The sequence below is a fragment of the Bacillus atrophaeus genome, from assembly GCF_039519175.1.
Lineage (GTDB): Bacteria > Bacillota > Bacilli > Bacillales > Bacillaceae > Bacillus > Bacillus atrophaeus.
Genome location: NZ_CP154443.1, coordinates 2,742,990 through 2,757,623 on the forward strand (window position 1 = coordinate 2,742,990; position 14,634 = coordinate 2,757,623).

Here is a 14,634-nt window from a genome sequence, read left to right on the forward strand (position 1 = left end):
TCCTTTTATATAAAACACTCTTTTCCCCGCTAAAAAGGGGCCAAGAGGTTTCCTAACAATAGAAACAAAAAAGCCTCTTTCCCAAGAGAGAAAGAGGCTTTTATTCAAACGTCAGCCTCTCTTATCTCTCAGATAAATCTGATGGAATTAGCACCGTGCCTTAAAGAGACAAAAGTCTCGGCGCGAAAATCAGTGCGCCCCATTTCACAATGGCATTACGGTCGGTTGCTGTTGGGGTCAAAAGGCCAATCCCTCGCCCAACTCTCGATAAGAGAAAATCTTATTAATTTTTAGAAAAGTTAAATCATTTGTTGGTAATCTTAACAGCTTTTCAAATTCATTGTCAATAAAAATTCGAAAATTCATTTCAAACTTTTTGGCAACGTTTGAAACAGGATAGAAGGCTTACCAACGAATATATTATCGTGAAAAAATAAATCTATAGAGACAATAAGTGTGCCTGCTCCGCTTTTTCCGATAAAGCATCAGGCGCGGTCAAATAGAGAAATCCATTGCCGGCCAATGTTTTTGAATATTGAAGCGGCAGAGTGCGGCGCACAAGCTGCGCATAAATTTCAGACTCTGACAGCGTTCTTTGGAACGCGTCTTCTTCAAATCCTTTAATCAAAGCAAGCGCTCCGCTGACGTGGGGGGCGGCCATTGAAGTGCCTGTCAGTTTTCCATACTTCTTATTCGGAAGAGTGGACAAAATATTTTCCCCGGGAGCAACAAGGTCGATTTCTTTATTTGCGTTTGAAAATTCTGACGATTCACGCGCGACCGATACAGATCCGACGGCGATGACTTCGTTATAAGCGGCTGGATAAGAAAGCTCTTCAGTACGCTCATCTCCGTCACCTTCATTCCCGGCGGCGCAAACGACAAGCACTCCGTTTTTCACGGCGTTTGAGACGGCTTCCTGCAGCTCAGGCACATCACTCGGTCCGCCGAGCGACATAGAGATAATATCAGCCTTTTGCTCCACAGCATAGTTAATGCCGTTGATAATCCACTCGTACTGTCCGCTTCCGTTTTCGCCTCCCAGAACTTTAACGATTAAAAGGCTTGCTTCCGGTGCGACACCTGCGATACCGCCGTTTGAATCATTAGCGGCGATCGTTCCTGCGACGTGTGTTCCATGGCCGTTGTAATCAGAAATGGCGTCTTCCTTGCCGCCGTCATCGTCAGTAAAGTTCTTGCCTCCGATGATCTGATTTTTTAAATCAGGATGCTCCGTATCGCAGCCGGTATCCAGCACAGCGACCGTCACATTCTTCCCTTTAAACCCTTTCTCCCACAATTCTGGCGCCTTAATCACTTTAATACCCTCTGGAAGCTCGTTCACATCCATAATCTTCTCATTTGTGACATACGGGATCAAGCGGATTTCACCATTCATAAAAAAGCCCTCCTTTTTTATGCTTGCAAGTGGATACAAGGGTGTTGCTTCCATTATATGAAAATAAAGTAGAGACGGATAGAGTCATTTGAATTATTTTGAAAATAGAGGAAAGAAGAAAATGAACTAAATATTTTGAAAATAATGTATTTTAAGAGAAAAACAGCAAATTAAGGAAGGACTATAGATATGGCTGGGATTCAGCTCTTTGTCGGGTTATAATAGTTTTTGGGAAAGGAGCAAAGCAATGAAACTGAATGAGAAATTATTTACGTTTTTTTCTGACCATGTTGAACAAATGGCTAAAGAATGGATCGACACAATGGAAGAAACCGATCCGGATTCTATCTATGCCTTAAAAGATCCAGTTGTGGTTGAGGAACTGACTGAGCAGGATAAAGAGTTTTACAGAAATCTCAACCAAATGTATATTAAGCCTGAGAAAGAATTTCTTCAAGTATTTCAAGAATGGGTTATCGAACTCACAAACGATCAGAAACATTTAGATACGCCAGTCCAATACGTAATCCGTGAATTTATGAGAAACCGGACATTATATAAGAAGTATTTTGACACGTTTGTTGCATCGAACTCATCTGAGTTTGCAGAAGGGGAAAGTAAGAAGTGGGCTGATTTGATTGTAAAGGTATTTGATTTTACGATCTATACATTTGTGGATCATGCTGAGAAAAATGCTAAAAAGCAATTAAATGCGCAGAGAGAAATGATTTTAGATTTAAGCTCCCCTGTCATTACTCTCAGCCAAAGAACTGCTCTCCTTCCGCTTGTAGGGGATATTGATACCGAACGGGCAAAATTCATACTTGAAAATACGCTTGACGCCTGTGCGAAAAGACGTGTTGAGCATTTATTAATCGACCTTTCAGGTGTGGTTGTTGTGGATACGATGGTGGCTCACCAAATTTTCAAATTAATCGAGGCGCTTACTTTGATCGGTGTCAGCTCTACTTTGTCAGGAATCAGGCCTGAAATCGCCCAGACGGCTGTCCAGCTAGGGGTTGACTTTACGAATATCAAGATCAAAGCCAACCTTGCCCAAGCTCTCAACTATGATAAATAAGACAATCACCATGTAAAAAAAACCACTATTTAAAAATAGTGGTTTTTTCACGTCAAGAAAAGCATAAAGAGATAAAAAAGCTAACGCTGAACAGCAAAAGCACCAGAAAGAAAAACAGCCAATCACGGGGTGCGACCGTAAGGGTTCTGTAGTACGTCCGATTCCGGCTGCCGGTAAAGCCTTTAGATTCCATTGCAATTGCCGTCCGTTCAGCCTTTCTGATGGCGCTCGCCAGTAAAGGAATCGTATATCGCTTCATAGATGCGAGCTTTTCCTTCAGTCCGTTTCCGGATGCGCCGCCTCTGATTTTGTGCGTCTGCTGAATGATCTGAACTTCGTCTTTTAACAGCGGAAGAAAACGAAAACCTGCGATAATGCCGTACGCAAGCTTCGGTGAAAGCCTGCATTGCTGAACAAGGCTGAGCATAAATAATATCGGATCAGTCGTGAAAATAAACATCATGGAAAGGGCCGAAAAGCATAAAATACGAAAACCGAGTGAAATGCCTACCAAAGCATTTTCACGGTTTATTTCAAAAGGGCCGGCTTCAAACAAAAAATTGTCAGCGGTCGTCGGCACTTTACCGAAGACCGCCGCTGTCCACATACACCCGGCTGCCAAAATCAGAAAGGGGATCGTAAACAGGAGCCATTTTTTCAGAGAAATTCGTGCCGCGGACAGAACCCCGACTACGATAATCACATAAAAACATGCTGGAGTGTAGGGGTTATAAATGAACGACAGCATCACAACACAGCAAAACACAGCAGCAGCTTTTATTGTCGGATTAATGGTTTGTAATTGCTGGTTCATGATGTTCCTCCTGCTGTTTATGGTGCAGCCATTCATATTGAAGCGGCCATGCCAGTTTTGCTTGTTGAATAATTTCATTCTGCTCTGAAAATAACGGCGCCGGAGCACCTTGATAAACCAATTTTGTGTCGTGAAGCACAAGAACGTTGTCGGCAAAAGCTGAGACAAGTTCCATATCATGTGTGATCATCAAAACAGCTGTTCCGGCCGCCTGGATGCTTTCAATCAGCTCCATACATTCCGCAGCGGTTTTCGCGTCTTGCCCGAAGGTCGGCTCATCCAAAAGTAAAATCTTCAGATCGTGCATCATCATAGTGGCGACGCTCAGCCGCCGTTTTTGTCCCTGGCTTAAAGCGAAGGGGTGATGGGTGAGAACATGGTCAAGGCCGAAACGCCGCAAAAGATCATGCGCTTTTTCGCCTGCGCCCTTATGGTGTTCATGTCCGAAGACCAGCTCGCCAAATACCGTATCAGAGACAAACTGATGCTCGGGGTTTTGAAAAACAAATCCCATCTGCCTTCGCAGCTCGTTTTCAGAAAAAGAATGAAGCGATTTGCCGAACAGGCGAATTTCGCCGCTTTTCGGTTTATAGAGCCGTGCGAGTACTGATAAAAGCGTTGATTTTCCCGTCCCGTTCTGTCCGACGACAGCCGTCAATGATCCCGCGCGAAGCGAAAAGCTGATGTCTGAGAAGATCACCCGCTGCCCTCTTGAAAACGAAAGCCTGTTTACCTCTAACACATCCTCAGTCAGAGGGAGATTCTTGCCTTCTTTGAAAGCGGGAACCGGCTGTGTAAACAGCATCTCTTTTGACAAAGTAAATGGTGCGCTCAAGTTTTCCTGCATGGCTGCGACATGAGGAATGGCAACGCCGATCTTTTTCAGTTCTTCTGAACGGAATTGAAAGATATCCGGTGTTTCACCATCCATCACTTTCTGTCCCGATGCGTCAAGCACAATTGTCCGTTCCACCCAAGGGGCCCACTCGTCAAGCTGGTGTTCAATGACGAGAAGCCCGAAGCCCTTTTCCTCCTGCAGCTCCTTTATCATGTGAACAAAGCTGCGTGCTGAATGAGGATCAAGAAGAGAAGTCGGTTCGTCCAGAATAATAAGATCAGGCTCCATCGCCAAAATACAAGCCAGCGCGACTTTCTGCTTTGTTCCCCCGGACAGGGCTGAGATAGTTTGATTCTTCAAGCCGGTTAAATCGAGTTTTACTAATACATCATCGATTCTCTCTTTCATTTCTTCCTTGGGCATTTGCAGGTTTTCCAACCCAAAAGCGATTTCATCTTCAACCGTGAGCATGCAAAACTGCTGGTCTGGATCTTGAAAGACCACTCCGATATGTAAAGAGGGCTTTTCAGAAGCTTGAAAATCTTCAATATTTTTTTGGAAAAGTGAGATGCGCCCAGTCTGCGCCGCATCACAAGCTTCTGGGTAAAGGCCATTTATACAGAGGGCCAGCGAGCTTTTGCCGCATCCGCTAGGCCCGAGCAATAGTGCCCGTTCTCCCTTTTGAAGCTGAAACGTCAAGTCTTTAAAAATCGGCTTTTCATCTTCTTCGTAGGAAAAAGTCAGGCGGTCGATGCTGAGGAGCTCATTAGAACCCTGCATGCTGGGACACCTGTTTCCGTTTCTTCTTGAGTTCCTTTCCGAGCGCCATGCCGTTTAATACGCCGGTATAGGCGAGTGAGTCACTGATAACTTTTCCGAGAAGGCCTGCAAGAAGCGCTCCGGAAAACAGACGAATGATGAGCATGAGCAGCAAGTAGCCCGGCGACAGTGCAGCATATCCGGCCACGAATAAGTCATAAATAAAGCTTGTCACTGACGAGCCCATCCCGGCAAGAAGGACAATAGGGAGAGAATACACTCTCCAGCGCGCGGCAAAAAAGACCGCTTCAGCCCCGAGGCCTTGAACAAGTCCCACCACAATCACCATCGGACCTGACGGATTGCCGAGCAGGCATTCAACAAACGCGGCAATGGTTTCTGAAATGAGCGCCGCGCCGGGTTTTCTGATGATATAAGCGGCAATAATAGATACGATAAACCAGATGCCGTAAATCGGTTCATAGCCCATCGGACCGAAAAAACCTGCAAGCACATTTCCGAAATGCGTAAATAATAAATAAATAACGGCAAATACAACACTGATTACAGACATAACAACAATTTCTCTAACCTTCCAGCTTTTCATTTGATCCCTGCTTTCTTGACGGACTGTTTGCCGAGAAGTTCACAGTCATCGTCACATGATTTGTTTTTTCTTCTGCGAGCCGGAATGCGGCCTCCAATGTGCGGAACACATCGTGAGCGTCTCCGTCAAGCTCGCTTGCATAATGCACACCCTGCACAAAAGTGCCTTGCGCTTTAGCGATATCGACCGCTTCTGAAATGATGCCCATATAATCCAGTTCATTCATCGGATAGAGCGCAAACTGACAAGGGGCCTCCGCTCGGATCTCACGGGTATTTTCGTCATTCAATCTTTTGCCATCTTCAAAAAGAAACGAATCACCCTGTGTATCACCCGGGCAGCCGATAGAAAAGGTTCCGTTCATGACGATGTGCTTTCCGCTTTTGGCTGCGTGAAGGTATACAGCTTTGGCGGCGTCAAATACATGATCCATTTTCCCGCGAAAGCATGTGCTGATATGATCTGTCTTCTTCCAAACCTTTGATGTATCGGTTTCCTTCAGCGCCGACATGATCACATTGATAAAATCATCTGTCATCGGGTATAAAGAAAATCGAAAACCGGCGATTCTGCTTGTGCCGCATACGTTGTTCATTTCTCCGACCTCCTGGTTGTTTTTTGGGAAAATAAAAAACTGCATATCCATAGGGAATATGCAGTCATAGAACGGAAGACGCAAAAAAAGGCGTCGTATCGGTCATCCTGCACTTCCCCACGCTGGTATTATCCAGATCGGGTTATAAGGGATCAAAACGCGTGTTGCCGCGTTTTATCTCAGCCAAAATAGCACCCCTAGTGCTTTCCATATACAATTTTTTATTTTGAGATCATCATAGATGATAAGATAGGATTTGTAAACAGGGATGATCATTTTTTTCATATAGAGCAAGGAAAGGGTGATAGGATGTGGAAAAAGGGCACATTTTAATTGTGGAAGACGAAGAAAAAATCGCAAGAGTGCTTCAGCTGGAATTAGAATATGAAGGATATAAGGCCACTATTAAAGAAACCGGCACTGAGGGTCTGCACGCTGCATTAGAAGAAAAGTTCGCCTTGGTTCTGCTTGATGTCATGCTGCCCGGTCTCAGCGGTCTTGAAGTGCTCCGCCGATTGCGGAAAACAGACATGCATACGCCTGTTATTTTATTAACCGCGAGAGACAGTATACCTGATAAGGTAACGGGCTTGGACATCGGAGCAAATGATTACGTAACCAAGCCGTTTGAAATTGAAGAGCTTTTGGCAAGAATCAGGGCGGCGCTCCGGCAAAACGGATCAGATCCCGGCACATTTTTATCACTTGGTGATCTGCAAGTGAATGAAAAAACGCGTGAGGTCAAACGGGCGGATCAAGAGGTTGAATTAACGCCGCGCGAATTCGATCTGCTCGTATTTATGCTGAAGCATCCGCAGCAGGTGCTCACGCGTGAACAAATTCTTACTTCCGTGTGGGGGTTTGATTATTTGGGAGATACAAATGTAGTAGATGTGTACATACGCTATATTAGAAAAAAGCTGGACTACCCATACGAAAAACAGCTGATCCACACAGTCCGCGGGGTCGGATATGCAATCAAGGAGTAGACGATGAATCTAAAGACCAAAATCCACCTGTATACGTCTTTATCGCTTTTCATATTGCTGATATTGATTCATACGGCAGTGTATCTTATTTTTTCATCTGCCTTGACGTCAAAAGATGCGTCAAGGTTAGCCGAAGAAACGGCCAATATTGCAGAAGCTCTCCATACCGCTGAATCAGAAGGGGTGGCCCTTGAGGATATGCTCCAGGCATACCTTCCGGCTAACGGGATGGTCAGAGTTGTTGATAAAGACAAAAAGGCCGTTATCATAGTGACAAAAGACAAAGCATACAAGAATTTTCCGAAAGTGTTTCATAGCGGGCAGACCGAAGAAGTGACAAAGCAGAATGGCAGGCTGTACGCCGTCGCGGCTGTACCGGTCATTTGGTCAGATGGCGAAGTCGTCTCGCTTCAGCTCATTGAAAGAGAGGAGCACACGGAAGAGAGCCTGCTGCTTTTGCGGATTATTTTAATCACGGCAAGCGCAGCGGTATGCATCGCTTCGTACTTTGCTGGCAGTCTGCTGGCCCGGCGCATTGTCAATCCAATCAGAAAACTGATAAAGACGATGAAAGATATCCAAAGAGAAAAAACCTTCAAAACGATTTCGCTTAAGGGACAGTCACACGATGAATTATACCAAATGGGGCTTACATTTAATCAAATGGCGGAGATGCTGAAAGAGCATTATGAAAAACAGCAGCAGTTCGTTCAGGATGCTTCGCATGAGCTGAAAACCCCTATCACCGTTATCGAAAGCTACAGCAGCCTAATCAAAAGGTGGGGAGCGCAAAAACCGGAGGTGCTAAAAGAATCGGTCGAGGCGATTCACTCTGAAGCCATAAAAATGACAAAACTGACGGATCAGCTTCTCACCCTTGCCAAATACCAGAAAGACATGAAGCTGGATGTGAAAACGATAGACATCATCGATTTGGCCCGTTCTGTTATTCAAACCTTACAAAGCGTCTATGGGCGGGATATGATGCTGGAAACCGAATGGGAAAGTTTATATGTGACAGCGGACGAACAACGCATGAAACAGCTGCTGACCATTTTACTCGATAATGCCATCAAATACAGTTCAGAGCCTATTAAAGTTTTGGCCGGGAAAAACCAAGGCCTCCCTTTTCTTATTGTTCAGGATCACGGCATAGGCATACAAAAGCAGCATATCGAACATCTCTTTGAACGGTTCTACAGAGCCGATGAAGCACGAAACCGCAAAACCGGCGGGACAGGGCTCGGTCTGTCGATTGCCAAGCAGATTGCTGACGAACACGGAATCGAACTTACCATCGACAGCAAAGTAAATGAAGGTACGAGCGTAACCATGCAATTTAAAAGGGGCGCTGATTTGCCATGATGAGGAGGAGTGCGATGAAAAAACGGACAAAAGCCATTTTCACAGCAGGTATTGCGATTATAGCGATAATTATCTGTGTCATCCTTATGATGAATCAAGCTCAGAAAGATGTGCTGACAAAAGCGGCCATCCAGAAAAAAATCGAAGCCTCCTATGAAGGTGACATTACGAAGCTGGATACATCCTCCGATAAGAAAACATATCTGCTGACGCTTGAAAATGAGAAAGGAATTTATGAGCTGAAAGCGGATGCGAAAACAGGCGCCATTCTTGATATGGACAGAATCAAACGCATCAACACGCCTTTGATGACAGAAAAAGAAGCGGAACAGCTTGCCTTAGCCAAAACGCCGGGAACTATCACTGAACGCACCCAAAAAAAAGACATTGCCGCATTTACTATTCAAAACGAAGGGGAGACCTATAAGGTCAAGGTAGATAAGCGTGCGAAAACAGTTGTTTCCTCTGAAAAAGTAAGCAAAAAAGGCGATAAACAAGCGACAAAAATCAGCGAAAAAGAAGCAAAGGCCATTGCTGTGAAAGAGGTTGGCGGAAAAGCGGATGATGCAGATCTCGAAGAAAGCGAAGGCACGCTCGTATTTGAAGTGGACATCGACCTTCCGAATGACAGGGAGGCCACGGTGAAAATCAATGCCTACACCGGCCGCATTGTCGGCATCGTGTATGAGGATTAACTTTTTTCTCATCAAAATCTCATCTTGTTCTTTCTGTCCTTTCATCTTCAGTGTGTAAGCTAGACTCATAACGAATGAAGGAGGAATGAAAGATGTTGAAGAAAAAATGGATGATCGGTGTATTGGCGGGTGCTTTAGCAGCAGGCGGATTCAGTTATAACGCCTTTGCCAAAGAAAATAACAGCCAAGTCACACAAAACGGTGTATCATCGGGTGCTGCATTATCTGAAAAAGAAGCTGCCGAAATTGCAAAGACCGTCGTTGACGGAACGGTGGATGATATCGACAAAGAAATGTATGACGGAAAAGAAGCATATGAAGTCGAAATCGAAAAAGCCAGAGAAGATTATGACGTTTATGTGGATATCAATACAAAAAAACCCCTTAATGATCCGTTAAAAGAAAAAGAAGAGCAGGTCAGCCTGACAAAAGAAGAAGCTGAAAAGACCGCTTTAAAGCAAACAAACGGAACAGTGACAGAAAGCAAACTTGATGAAGACGACGGCGTGTACATCTATGAAATTGAGATCAAAACTGACCAGGGCACAGAAGCCGAATTTGACATCTCAGCAAAAGACGGCCGGATCATCAAGCAGGAATTAGACGACTAAACCTCACACTATGTGAGGTTTTTTTTCTTGATAACGCGCCATCTTTTGGACAATCTAAACGTAAAAGGAGGCATGCCGCATGGACAAAAAAGAAGAACAGTACATTAACCAGGCTGAATACGTTCCCCATCCCACAAAAGAGGGGGAGTACGCGTTATTTCTGCATGAATCGTACCATCTGTTGTCAGAAGAGGACGAAACAGAGCAAACAGAATGAGGGCAAAAGCCCTTATTCTGTTTGCTGCATACATCCGCCCAACGGATAAATTACTTTTTTAAGTTGACACAGCTTCTTTTTTTCTGTAACCTCAGGTGTGTCAATTACATTACGAACTTCGTTAGGTGAGGCTCCTGTATGGAGATACGCTGCTGCCCAAAAATGTCCAAAGACGCCAATGGGTCAACAGAAATCATCGACATAAGGTGATTTTTAATGCAGCTGGATGTTTGCGTCCTATGCCATACAGTGCTAAAGCTCTACGATTGAAGGCGACCGCACGCTTATTTGCCGTGCTTTTTTCCCTTCAATCCGGAAGGGTTTTTTTATGCCCTGAAAACGAAATGATCATATAGTAAAAGGAGGTGCGGAGTATGGATTCTCCCCATTCGAGTCAATCTGAAGAAGTTCCCATATACAACAAGACCGCGAATCATTACACGATGAGGAGACGGCCTGCCGCACCTTCTGGCGAGGCCGGCACGTCTCCGTAAAGGAGGTACGAGTCCCGATGGTTCAAAACATGACCTACGATGAACTCATTTTACGCATTATCATTTTATTGAGAGATGGAAAGGTAAGGGACTTCCGCAGCATAATTGATGAACTTCAGCCTTATGACGTGGCGTTTTTGTTTAAAGAAATGCCGGAAAAACACCGAGCCCGCTATTTATCTTATCTGACAGTTGACGATATCACTGATATGATCGGAGAGCTTGAGCGGGAAGACCAGCTTTCCGTATTAAATAAGGTTGGAAAAACAAAAGCAACCCTTGCAATGAACAAAATGGATAACGATGACCTCGCTCAATTGCTGGAGGAAATGGATGAAGAACTGAAAGAGCAGCTTCTGTCCAGCATGGAGGCGGAGGAGTCAAAGGCCGTCCAGCTTTTAATGAATTATCCGCCTGAAACCGCAGGCCGAATGATGACAAACCGCTTTGTATGGATCCCGCAGCATTACACGGTAAAAGATGCGGTTGTGAAACTGAAAACCTTTGCCGAAATAGCTGAATCCATCAACTACTTGTATGTCATTAATGACAGCAAGCAGCTTGTCGGCGTTCTGTCATACCGCGATTTAATTCTCGGGGAACCGGAAGAAAAGGTCCAGGATCTCATGTTTACCCGGGTGATTTCAGCAGACGCTCTTCAAGATCAGGAAGAAGTCGCCCGCCTGATTGAACGGTATGATTTTCTGGCGATTCCCATTGTGGAAGAAAACAACGTGCTTGTCGGGATCGTAACGGTTGATGACATCATCGACGTCGTAATCCGGGAAGCCGACGAAGATTACGAAAAATTCGCCGCATCAGGGAAAGCCATTACATTTGATACAAAAGCATACGTGGCTGCTTACCGCCGCCTGCCATGGCTGATATTGCTTCTGTTTATCGGGCTCATTTCCGGCAGCATCATGAACTTTTTTGAGGAGACGCTGAAGCAGGTCGTCGCACTGGCGTTTTTCATGCCGATGATTGCCGGGATGACAGGGAATACGGGAACGCAGTCACTTGCTGTCGTTATCAGAGGATTATCTAAAGAAGAAATGAATAAGAAAACGATTTTTCGCCTGATTTTCCGGGAGCTGAGAACAAGCTTCTATATTGGAGCTGTGTGTTCTGTTTTGATTACGGTAATTGCTGTAGTCTGGCAGGGCAATATGCTGCTCGGTTTTGTGGTCGGTTCGTCTCTTCTTATTACGCTGATCATCGGCACCATGGCGGGAACGGTTGTCCCGATCATTCTGCACAAACTCAACGTAGACCCGGCAATTGCCTCAGGGCCGCTTATTACAACGTTGAATGATATTTTGTCGTTATTAATCTATTTTGGTATCGCTACTGCATTCATTCACTCATTATAAACAATAAAAAGTCCGTCTTATCCAGTAAAGACGGACTTTTATATTTTAGCGGTTTCTATACTTAAAGTGCGCATTAAGCTGGCCTTCCAGCATTTTTTTTCGCACTTGAGGGTCATTTTTTAATGCCTGTTCTTTCTTGCGCATATCCTTCAGAATCTCTGCCGTCTGAACGCCATCCTCACGCTTATTCGCAATATCCATCAGCCGTTCCACATCTCCGAAAGAATATTTTCTCGTCCCTCTTGAAGATCGCTGGGGATAGATCAGCTTCCGTTCCTCATAATATCTGATTTGCCTTACGGACAATCCTGTCAATTCGCTCACAATTCCGATAGAAATCACTTTTTTGTCTTTATAAGAACGATCTTCTGTGGTCATTTTTCCACCCCTGGATGTCTTTTAATCATAGTATATAAAAAAACAAGAGAAAAAACCTAACGTTTGTTAGATTTCCTTACATGGATTAGAAATTTTTTGAAAAACAACGGAAGAAAAATTAACAAGAATGATGCGCTGAGAAAAACAGCGTTTTATTCTTTATGTAAATAGTAATGAGGAGGAAGGATAATCATGGAGAACGAAAAAGCGGTCTCGCTGGCAAAGGAAATTATTGAATTAGATATCAAACGGGATGAAATGCTTGAGGCATTCATGCAGCTTGCGGGGGACCATGCTTTTCAACTGCTGAGATCCGTCCAAAACGGACTTTACCGTAAATCTTCATAATCAATCGTTTCTTTACATTTGATTCATACTGCATTCACTTAAAACTGGTATGCTTCTTATAGAATACCGAAAAAATAAGGAGGGCGCCATGAGTAATTTATTAAAAACGGCATTAGAAAAAGAACGAAGCCATTATTCAGAAAAGCTGTACCAAATCGGCGTATATAATAAAGAAGTAATGAAAGAGATGACGATTTCCGAACTGAGAAGAGAATATGCTTACTTTTATCGGAAAATTCCATACCTAAAGCAAAGCCCTTATACAAAATAAACCGTTTGTATAAGGGATTTTTTTGCGTAAAGAGAGCAGGGATTTTACAAAAAACAGCGAATTGAATAATTAGGAGAGATAAGACTCTTATCATATGTAAGGGTTTTCATTATTTTTTTATAAAAATTCTATATACGAGGTAGATATGATGAGATTATCGTTTAACGAAGAAGAAGTTGAGCGTGCGATGGCTTTGTACAAGGTTTTTGCAAGGGCTTTCAAAAGTGTTTCTGAACACAGTATCCGCGACAGTAAAGAGCATGGATTTAATCCGACTGAATTTGCGGTGCTCGAACTGCTTTACACGAGAGGCCCGCAAAAATTGCAGCAAATCGGGTCAAGGCTGCTGCTTGTCAGCGGAAACGTCACCTATGTAATTGACAAGCTCGAAAGAAACGGATTTTTGATCAGGGAGCAGGATCCGAAGGACAAGCGCTCCGTGTACGCGCATTTGACGGATAAAGGCAGCGCTTACCTAGATAAAATTTACCCGATCCATTCGCTCCGAATTGCGAGAGCGTTTTCAGGTCTTTCGCCTGAAGAACAGGAACAGCTGATCGGCTTGCTGAAAAAAGCAGGTATTCACAGCCAGCATTTGCTGTTCCGTTAAAACTTGGCTTTTCACACTCTCTATTTAGGGAGTGTTTTTTAGTGCTTGGCGCCGGAATCGAATTCCTCTTTCCCTCTATCCTCTATAGAATTATTTTTCCGATCATTTCACGAATATCCCAATCAGACATTTCAAGAAGGTGCTGACTGACATGTTCCTGATAATGTCTGACATGTTCACTCGATTGAAAAAATGACAACAGCTGATCTTCTATCGGCTGTTTTTTCCAATTTTCTAAGCTGATCACAAGCCGGCGTTTTTTTAACAGATTCAAATTCATTTCTTCCTGACCCGGTAATGCGTGATAAATAAAGGTCGGCAGCTTTTTTTCTATGCATTCGCTAACAGTTACGCCGCCGGGTTTCGTGATGATCCCTGAAGCATGCTGATATAAATGATTCATTTCAGCTTTGCTGTGAATGTAAGGAAGAGCTTCGAGCAAAGGATTGTGTAAACTTTTCACATAGCGGTAGAGCTTTTCGTTTTTCCCGCATAAGATTTGGTAGGAGATATTTCCGCCGGGCGAAAGCTCTTTGATCAGCTTGAAAATTCCTCCGACTCCCATACTTCCGCCTGTAATCATAACGGTGTAACGGGGAAGGTGTTTCTCGGCTTGTGTAGGCTTTGGCTCCGCCGTGGAAGATCGATCAATCGGTATCCCGGTAAGGAATATTTTCCCTTCATCAACTCCTTCAGCTATGAGCTGTTCTTTTATATCCTTGATCGGTACAAAGTGATAATCGATATTCTGTCGGCCCCATACCTGATTGACAAAAAAATCAGTGTAAACATTCACGACTTTCATAGCCGGGAATTCTCGTTTTAGTTGATTGAGCAAGTAGGAAGGCAGGGCGTGGGTGCAAAACACGAGATCAGGCTGCTTTTCCTTGATCAGTTGTTTCATGCTTTTCAAAAACAGCCATTCATACATCACATAACGTTTCTTTGTTTCATGTTGTCCGCAGGCCATTAGATGATAAATCCAGCTGTACGTTTTTGGGAAATGTTGTATCCACTTTAAGTATGTGATAGAGGAAAGCTTTTCTAATCGTTTATAACGATGGGAAAAAATATCAATCTTTTCTGATTGAAGTGATCTGAGACTGAGTTCAATCTGAAGCGAATCGGCCGCATGATGATGACCGGTTGAGATGCTGAGAAAAGGAAAAATCAGAATGTTTGTCATGCTT

Annotated in this window: 17 protein-coding genes and 3 riboswitches; of the genes, 10 read left to right on the plus strand and 7 right to left on the minus strand. The window is 44.0% G+C overall.

The genetic code is table 11. The features are described from left to right. Nucleotides 1-118: 118 nt before the first annotated feature. Nucleotides 119-274: riboswitch (SAM riboswitch) on the minus strand. Between the two features lie 165 nt (nucleotides 275-439). Then, nucleotides 440-1,399 (minus strand): S8 family peptidase, encoded by a 960-nt coding sequence (locus AAHT65_RS13960; protein ID WP_035175095.1) that lies wholly within the window; start codon nucleotides 1,397-1,399, stop codon nucleotides 440-442. Nucleotides 1,400-1,646: 247 nt separating this feature from the next. Between AAHT65_RS13960 and AAHT65_RS13965 the strand changes: the two genes are divergently transcribed. Then, nucleotides 1,647-2,480: an STAS domain-containing protein gene (locus tag AAHT65_RS13965; protein WP_003327371.1), complete on the plus strand. Its 834-nt coding sequence runs from the start codon at nucleotides 1,647-1,649 to the stop codon at nucleotides 2,478-2,480. 52 nt (nucleotides 2,481-2,532) lie between these two features. Here AAHT65_RS13965 and AAHT65_RS13970 read toward each other — a convergent pair whose 3' ends face one another. From AAHT65_RS13970 to AAHT65_RS13985, 4 genes are read right to left on the minus strand one after another with little or no spacing between them, the layout of a single operon-like run. Beyond that, complete coding sequence (locus AAHT65_RS13970; protein ID WP_343310403.1) at nucleotides 2,533-3,294, minus strand: CbiQ family ECF transporter T component; 762 nt, start codon at nucleotides 3,292-3,294, stop codon at nucleotides 2,533-2,535. Further along, nucleotides 3,269-4,912, minus strand: coding sequence for an energy-coupling factor transporter ATPase (locus AAHT65_RS13975; protein ID WP_343310404.1), 1,644 nt, complete (start codon nucleotides 4,910-4,912; stop codon nucleotides 3,269-3,271). The genes AAHT65_RS13970 and AAHT65_RS13975 overlap by 26 nt, the downstream gene beginning before the upstream one ends. Then, entirely contained in the window at nucleotides 4,899-5,498 is a 600-nt protein-coding gene (locus AAHT65_RS13980) for an ECF transporter S component (RefSeq protein ID WP_094231885.1), read from the minus strand. The genes AAHT65_RS13975 and AAHT65_RS13980 overlap by 14 nt, the downstream gene beginning before the upstream one ends. Then, nucleotides 5,479-6,093: a Ykof family thiamine-binding protein gene (locus AAHT65_RS13985; RefSeq protein WP_106271759.1), complete on the minus strand. Its 615-nt coding sequence runs from the start codon at nucleotides 6,091-6,093 to the stop codon at nucleotides 5,479-5,481. Before AAHT65_RS13985 ends, AAHT65_RS13980 begins: the two co-directional genes overlap by 20 nt. 97 nt (nucleotides 6,094-6,190) lie before the next feature. Next, nucleotides 6,191-6,302: riboswitch (TPP riboswitch) on the minus strand. A 102-nt stretch (nucleotides 6,303-6,404) separates the two neighbouring features. Here AAHT65_RS13985 and AAHT65_RS13990 point away from each other — a divergent pair. The 6 genes from AAHT65_RS13990 (at nucleotide 6,405) to mgtE (ending at nucleotide 11,837) form a co-directional block, all read left to right on the plus strand. Further along, nucleotides 6,405-7,082 carry a response regulator transcription factor gene (locus tag AAHT65_RS13990; RefSeq protein ID WP_061670634.1) on the plus strand — a complete coding sequence of 226 codons (678 nt, stop codon included), beginning with the start codon at nucleotides 6,405-6,407 and terminating at the stop codon, nucleotides 7,080-7,082. A gap of 3 nt (nucleotides 7,083-7,085) precedes the next feature. Beyond that, complete coding sequence (locus AAHT65_RS13995; protein ID WP_199680375.1) at nucleotides 7,086-8,447, plus strand: ATP-binding protein; 1,362 nt, start codon at nucleotides 7,086-7,088, stop codon at nucleotides 8,445-8,447. A gap of 14 nt (nucleotides 8,448-8,461) precedes the next feature. Then, the gene (locus AAHT65_RS14000) at nucleotides 8,462-9,142 is read left to right on the plus strand and encodes a PepSY domain-containing protein (RefSeq protein ID WP_106047241.1); all 681 of its coding nucleotides are present in this window, start codon (nucleotides 8,462-8,464) and stop codon (nucleotides 9,140-9,142) included. A gap of 92 nt (nucleotides 9,143-9,234) precedes the next feature. Continuing rightward, the gene (locus AAHT65_RS14005; RefSeq protein ID WP_343310405.1) at nucleotides 9,235-9,753 is read left to right on the plus strand and encodes a PepSY domain-containing protein; all 519 of its coding nucleotides are present in this window, start codon (nucleotides 9,235-9,237) and stop codon (nucleotides 9,751-9,753) included. A gap of 79 nt (nucleotides 9,754-9,832) precedes the next feature. Beyond that, the gene (locus AAHT65_RS14010) at nucleotides 9,833-9,970 is read left to right on the plus strand and encodes a transcriptional regulator SplA domain-containing protein (protein WP_073991393.1); all 138 of its coding nucleotides are present in this window, start codon (nucleotides 9,833-9,835) and stop codon (nucleotides 9,968-9,970) included. Nucleotides 9,971-10,080: 110 nt separating this feature from the next. Continuing rightward, nucleotides 10,081-10,248: riboswitch (M-box (ykoK) riboswitch) on the plus strand. Between the two features lie 233 nt (nucleotides 10,249-10,481). Next, nucleotides 10,482-11,837, plus strand: coding sequence for a magnesium transporter (mgtE, locus tag AAHT65_RS14015; RefSeq protein ID WP_010788403.1), 1,356 nt, complete (start codon nucleotides 10,482-10,484; stop codon nucleotides 11,835-11,837). Between the two features lie 45 nt (nucleotides 11,838-11,882). On the opposite strand, the gene tnrA is transcribed toward mgtE, so the two are convergent. Then, entirely contained in the window at nucleotides 11,883-12,215 is a 333-nt protein-coding gene (gene tnrA, locus AAHT65_RS14020; protein WP_003327358.1) for a MerR family transcriptional regulator TnrA, read from the minus strand. Nucleotides 12,216-12,407: 192 nt separating this feature from the next. Here tnrA and AAHT65_RS14025 point away from each other — a divergent pair, with 192 nt between their 5' ends. From AAHT65_RS14025 to AAHT65_RS14035, 3 genes are all read left to right on the plus strand, one after another. Then, complete coding sequence (locus AAHT65_RS14025; protein ID WP_003327357.1) at nucleotides 12,408-12,563, plus strand: hypothetical protein; 156 nt, start codon at nucleotides 12,408-12,410, stop codon at nucleotides 12,561-12,563. 88 nt (nucleotides 12,564-12,651) lie between these two features. Further along, nucleotides 12,652-12,834: a Fur-regulated basic protein FbpA gene (locus AAHT65_RS14030; protein ID WP_035175098.1), complete on the plus strand. Its 183-nt coding sequence runs from the start codon at nucleotides 12,652-12,654 to the stop codon at nucleotides 12,832-12,834. A 145-nt stretch (nucleotides 12,835-12,979) separates the two neighbouring features. Then, nucleotides 12,980-13,444: a MarR family winged helix-turn-helix transcriptional regulator gene (locus AAHT65_RS14035; RefSeq protein ID WP_088117032.1), complete on the plus strand. Its 465-nt coding sequence runs from the start codon at nucleotides 12,980-12,982 to the stop codon at nucleotides 13,442-13,444. A gap of 82 nt (nucleotides 13,445-13,526) precedes the next feature. Here the strand turns inward: AAHT65_RS14035 and AAHT65_RS14040 are convergent, their stop codons facing one another. Beyond that, the gene (locus AAHT65_RS14040; RefSeq protein ID WP_106271749.1) at nucleotides 13,527-14,630 is read right to left on the minus strand and encodes an MGDG synthase family glycosyltransferase; all 1,104 of its coding nucleotides are present in this window, start codon (nucleotides 14,628-14,630) and stop codon (nucleotides 13,527-13,529) included. Nucleotides 14,631-14,634 lie beyond the last annotated feature (4 nt).

Coding starts and splice junctions, on each gene's coding strand:
- AAHT65_RS14005 (WP_343310405.1), top strand. CDS start 9,235: ATGTTGAAGAAAAAATGGATGATCGGTGTATTGGCGGGTGCTTTAGCA.
- AAHT65_RS13985 (WP_106271759.1), bottom strand. CDS start 6,093: ATGAACAACGTATGCGGCACAAGCAGAATCGCCGGTTTTCGATTTTCT.
- AAHT65_RS13960 (WP_035175095.1), bottom strand. CDS start 1,399: ATGAATGGTGAAATCCGCTTGATCCCGTATGTCACAAATGAGAAGATT.
- AAHT65_RS14035 (WP_088117032.1), top strand. CDS start 12,980: ATGATGAGATTATCGTTTAACGAAGAAGAAGTTGAGCGTGCGATGGCT.
- AAHT65_RS14000 (WP_106047241.1), top strand. CDS start 8,462: ATGAAAAAACGGACAAAAGCCATTTTCACAGCAGGTATTGCGATTATA.
- AAHT65_RS14030 (WP_035175098.1), top strand. CDS start 12,652: ATGAGTAATTTATTAAAAACGGCATTAGAAAAAGAACGAAGCCATTAT.
- AAHT65_RS13995 (WP_199680375.1), top strand. CDS start 7,086: ATGAATCTAAAGACCAAAATCCACCTGTATACGTCTTTATCGCTTTTC.
- AAHT65_RS14010 (WP_073991393.1), top strand. CDS start 9,833: ATGGACAAAAAAGAAGAACAGTACATTAACCAGGCTGAATACGTTCCC.
- AAHT65_RS13980 (WP_094231885.1), bottom strand. CDS start 5,498: ATGAAAAGCTGGAAGGTTAGAGAAATTGTTGTTATGTCTGTAATCAGT.
- AAHT65_RS13965 (WP_003327371.1), top strand. CDS start 1,647: ATGAAACTGAATGAGAAATTATTTACGTTTTTTTCTGACCATGTTGAA.
- tnrA (WP_003327358.1), bottom strand. CDS start 12,215: ATGACCACAGAAGATCGTTCTTATAAAGACAAAAAAGTGATTTCTATC.
- mgtE (WP_010788403.1), top strand. CDS start 10,482: ATGGTTCAAAACATGACCTACGATGAACTCATTTTACGCATTATCATT.
- AAHT65_RS14025 (WP_003327357.1), top strand. CDS start 12,408: ATGGAGAACGAAAAAGCGGTCTCGCTGGCAAAGGAAATTATTGAATTA.
- AAHT65_RS13970 (WP_343310403.1), bottom strand. CDS start 3,294: ATGAACCAGCAATTACAAACCATTAATCCGACAATAAAAGCTGCTGCT.
- AAHT65_RS14040 (WP_106271749.1), bottom strand. CDS start 14,630: ATGACAAACATTCTGATTTTTCCTTTTCTCAGCATCTCAACCGGTCAT.
- AAHT65_RS13975 (WP_343310404.1), bottom strand. CDS start 4,912: ATGCAGGGTTCTAATGAGCTCCTCAGCATCGACCGCCTGACTTTTTCC.